Here is a 4,638-nt window from a genome sequence, read left to right as displayed (position 1 = left end):
CAGGCTGCCCGCCACGATGCGGCCGGCACTGCCGATCACCACGCTCGCCGCCGCGACCTGGCCGGCACCCGCCGCCTCGCGCCGCGCATCGCCCAGCAGGATCACCCCGCCCCGGCTCATGTCCAGCACCGTCGCCGCCCGCACCGCCGAGCCGGTGCCAGCCGTGCTCACCATCTGGCCGAGGTTCTGCACATCCCCCGCCGTCGCCGCCACCACCAGCCGGCCGGTCTCCGCCAGCATCCAGGCGCCGGCGCTGTCCGCCGCCCCGCCCAGCAGCCCCTGCCCGTTGCGGATGCTCCCCCCCGCGGTCACGCCGAGGTCGCGGTGGGCCAGGATCACCCCGGCATTCGACACCGTGTCCCCCGCCGTGACCGTCACGTTGTTGCCGGCTACGGCACCACCGATCAGGACGTTTTCACTGGCAATAGTGACGTCACCGGTCGCTGTCAGCGCCGCCCCGATACTGATGGTGCCGGCCGCCACCGTGCCGTTTCTTGAACTCAGGTTCAAGCTCGCGGCCTTGATATCCGTATTGTTCAGGAAAATGCCGTCTGTTGCGAGTGCCGTCGCAGCAGTCACGGTCAGCGAAAGCCCGTGCGAGAAGGCGGTGCCGGCGTTGGAGATCGAACCGGCGCCCGCGTTGAAGGTGATCGAGCGGTCAGCCTGCAGCGTGAGGTCAGCTGCGCCCAGCAATGTCGTGATGACCGGAGCCGCGATGTAAAGGGTACCGGAACTGCCGGCCGCCGTGATCGGTGTGACGCCGCCTGTCAGCAGATTCGTATCGCCATCACCCGCTGGTGCCGCAATGTTATCGGCGCTGTCCACGACAATACGCTCGGGATCCAGCAGCAGCGCGCCTCGACGACCAGCCTGGGCGCTGAGGTCAACCGTCCCCGCGACGTCGAAGCCACCCTTGCCGGAGATTTCGATGAGCCCGCCGTCACCGCTTTGGGCACCGCCACGCGCCTCGATGGCACCACGCATGGTGGTCTGGCCCTCGCTATTGACGAGTACCTGTCCACCATTGCCACGCGCTGTTGCATTGGCGCGGAGTGTGGCGCCCTGCTCAATCGCCGTACGCAGGGAGCGGCGGCTCGGCGAGCCCGGCGCACTCGAGGCATCGACGCCTACTGCGATCCTGCCGCCTCCGGCACCGCCCGAAGCATCCAGCACGGCACCGCGCGCGATGGTGACATTGCCGGTGGCGACTGCCTCGATCGTGCCACCCCGCTGGCGGGCTCCGCGGCCGGTCGCCTGTACCGCGCCCTCAACACGCACGCCGCCGCCCTCGGCCCGGAGCGCCACCTGCCCCCTGCGCCCCGCCGCCGTATCGGCGTTGATGCGGCCGGTATTCCGCACCAGATCCTCGACCAGACCGGAGGCAGCGTGGGCGGAGATCAGAACCGATCCACCCTTCGCCTCGATCACGCCGCTATTGGTGACGAGCGCAGTCGTCCCGTTGCCCGCGCTGCGCACGGCCTGCGTGACATCGATCGACAGCAGCCCGTCGCCGGCGAGGTCGAGGCTGTAGGTCTCGGCCCCCTGCAGCGCCACCCGGCCGAGCCGCGCCCGGATCGTGCCGGTGTTGCCGACGCGCGGCCCGACCAGCGTCGCAAGGCCACGATCGGCAACCGTGATGCTGCCGTGATTCTCGACCGTCGCACCCGGCTTGGGCGCGCCGTCGAACACCATGCGCCCGGCCATGAAATTCTCATTGGTGATATTGGCCGCGCTGGCGATCAGGCTGCCGACATTCACCTGCGCCCCTTGCGCGAAGACGACGCCCGACTGGTTCACGACCGCGATGCCGCCATTCGCCGTCATCCGCCCCGCGATGACCGAAGGGTCGGGCCCGGTCACGCGGTTCAGCGTCCAGGAGGCGGCGGCGGGCTGCTGGAAATTCACGCTGGCATTCGAGCCGATATTGAAGCTTTGCCAGTTGATCGCCGCCCGGTCCGTGGTCTGGCGGACCTGCATCGTGGTGCCGGATTGCGCAATGGATGCGCTGCCAGCCGCAACCTGCCCGCCGGCCGGCAGTGCATTCGGTGCAACACCCTGCGCCAATGCCCCCACCGCCGGCAGCAGCGCCGTGGTCCCGAGCAGCCAGGCCCGCAGCAAACCCGGGCAGGTCCAACCAGATGCCGCCATCGGCCTTCGTCCCCAAGGCCCGGCCGTGGCCGGGCAGTGCTAGCAACCGCTACTTGCTCAGAATCTCACCAGGCTGCGGAACAGCACGACCGTCTCGTGCAGCGAGTCCGCAGCCGCGCCATCGGGGCGCTTGACCACCCGGTAGGCGCCTTCGAGGTCGAACTGCACCGTCTCGTTGATCACCGTCCGCACCCCTCCGCCCCAGGAGGACAGCCGGCGATTGGCATCGTTCGGCCGGTTCTCCACGGCCCGCGCGATGTCACGGAAGGCATAGAACTGCGCGGCGATGCGCCCCGGCCCGAACTCCGAGTTCGGCAACTCGAAGGCAAGATCGTACTGCGCCTCGAGCGCCAGCCCCCAGGCCCGGTCCCCGGTCACCTGGCCGGAGTAATAGCCACGCCCCAGGCGATTGCCGCCAAGATAGAATTTCTCGGCCTGGGGCAGGATGTCGTTCGTCCATTGCCCGGCGAAGAGGGCCTGCAGGCTGAACATCTGCCCCTCGCCCGGCGACCATACCGGCTGGGTGCGCAGCACCTCGCCGCTGAGCTTGGTGAAGCCGAAATCATCGGCGCCGCTGCGGCCGGAAAGCGGATCGCCGTTGCGCGTCGCCCCCAACCCACGGATGCCCTGACCGAGGCGGATGCTGGCGAGATTCGTCGACGCCGGCAGGAACGGGATCCAGCGATCGAGCAGCTGCCCGTCGAAGCCACCCCGCCAGGTGCGGATGGCGTCGCGGCTGGCACGGGAGCGGCCGCTCGTCCCGGTCTCCACCACGCCGTCGAAGATGTCGAGGCTGGAGACGGCGTAGAGATTGGCCGGCCGGCTGCGGATGATCGGATAGCTCGCCGAGATGCCGCCCACCTGCGTCTCGCCGTAATAGCCGATGGCGCGGAGGCTGCCGGAGGGCCGGGTCTGCCCGGTACCGGCATAGAGCCGGATCCGGAGGCCCGAGCCGCCCACGAAGGCTTCCACCGAGCCCTGGGCAAACCACTGCGTGCTGTCCTGCGCCCCGAAGAGCGAAAGCTCCGTGCGCTCGCCGAATTCGGTGAAGGAGTTCAGCCCGCCGACCAGCAACCCCTGCCAGGGACCAACCAGCTTGTAGCCACGGTTATCGACATTCAGGTAGCCGCTGTACCACTTGCGCTCGACCTGGGCGACGAGTTGCAGCGCACCCGGCTCGGTGGCCAAGGGCCGCAGCGTGCCACGCACCGTCACGCCGGGGATGTCCTGCGCCAGCAGCAGCGCCCGCTCGATCGCCGCGGCGCTCACCGGGCGCTGGCCAAGCAGCCGGTTGAGGAAGCGCAACACCTGCGTGCCGGCCGGGCCGATATCGCCCTCCAGCTTCACCTCGGCGACGAAGCCCTCGACGATGGCGAAGTTGAGATCAGCAACGCTGCCGCGGCGGGTCAGGCCGGCATTGACCGTGGCGAAGGGATAGCCCGCCTCGCGATAGGCGCGCAGGATGTTGAGGCGCGCCTCCTCGATCCTGGACAACGGCATGGCCGTATTGGCCAAGCCAGCGATGGCCGGGGCCAGAAGGTCGGGCGGCACGGCCTCGGCATCGGTGATCCGCACCTCGCCGATCGCCACCTCGGCCGCCGCGCCCGGGCCGGTCTGGGCCTGCAGCGGCGGCCCCTCGACATTGGGTTGGAGACGCACCGGCGGCGCCGGGGCGTTCAACTCGACCGGGTTGCGCAGCGCCGGCTCGAGTGGCGTGCGGACCGTGCCGGGGGTCTGCGCCCAGGCGGCACAGCCAACCAGCAGCCCTGCCACCACGCCATAAGCAACCGGCAACCTGCGCATCGACACCTGAACCCCCAGGATGCGAGTAACGAATTTTTTATCCTCGGGTCGAAACGCTGTAAACTAGCAGGCGTATCTTTTCGCCAATCTGGCAACCGATGGGGCCGAATCTCGTACGATAAGTATCGTCTCAATAATCATGCGGGTGCGGCATGATCAGCCTTCGGCGATCCTTCGCTCATGCGAGGTGCCTGCAGAAGACGGAGCGATGCCCGGCACTGATCCCACTGCGTCAGTGCCAAGGTGCCGGGCGCTGGTCACGGCAATGGCGCTTGACCAACCAAAGAATGGCCTACCCGACGGGCCTGGACGCCGGCCGGTTACGGGTATCCGGTGCGCCGCAGCCCTAGGGTCTGTGACCGAACTCAGTGGTGCGCAAGTTGATCATGGTGGCAGCAAGATGGGCGAAGCCCATCCAACTGCGGCGTGTCTTGTCGCGTCGCAGGGTGATGCGAGCAAAGTCCTTGAGCCGGGAAAACAGGTTTTCGACGCGGTGGCGCCGGGCGTACAGCACGGGATCCCATGCGGGCGGATCAACCATGCCCCGCTTGGGTGGGGTATGGACGGTGCAACCCTCGGCGGCGAAGGCCGCGCGGAGCGGCGCTGAGATATAACCGCGATCAAGCGCCACGTCGCAGGCTGGGATGCCCGAGGCCAGCGCTGTCGCATAGCGCAGGTCGGAATGCT

3 protein-coding genes are annotated in these 4,638 nt (G+C 68.5%); all 3 read right to left on the bottom strand.

Going from position 1 to position 4,638, the window contains the following annotated elements; all coding sequences use genetic code 11:
* Positions 1-1,977 (bottom strand): two-partner secretion domain-containing protein (locus BLR02_RS27890; RefSeq protein WP_245705004.1); only part of this gene is annotated, 1,977 nt, incomplete at its 3' end.
* 228 nt (positions 1,978-2,205) lie between these two features.
* The gene (locus BLR02_RS27885) at positions 2,206-3,951 is read right to left on the bottom strand and encodes a ShlB/FhaC/HecB family hemolysin secretion/activation protein (RefSeq protein WP_143018388.1); all 1,746 of its coding nucleotides are present in this window, start codon (positions 3,949-3,951) and stop codon (positions 2,206-2,208) included.
* Between the two features lie 346 nt (positions 3,952-4,297).
* Positions 4,298-4,638, bottom strand: a 341-nt coding sequence (locus tag BLR02_RS27880) for a transposase (RefSeq protein ID WP_143018226.1), incomplete at its 5' end; no start/stop codon positions are given.

It is taken from the genome of Belnapia rosea, assembly GCF_900101615.1.
GTDB lineage: Bacteria > Pseudomonadota > Alphaproteobacteria > Acetobacterales > Acetobacteraceae > Belnapia > Belnapia rosea.
This window is presented reverse-complemented; position numbering and strand designations above follow the sequence as displayed.

Excerpts from the sequence above, each read along its gene's own strand:
- BLR02_RS27885 (WP_143018388.1), bottom strand. The coding sequence starts at position 3,951 with ATGCGCAGGTTGCCGGTTGCTTATGGCGTGGTGGCAGGGCTGCTGGTT.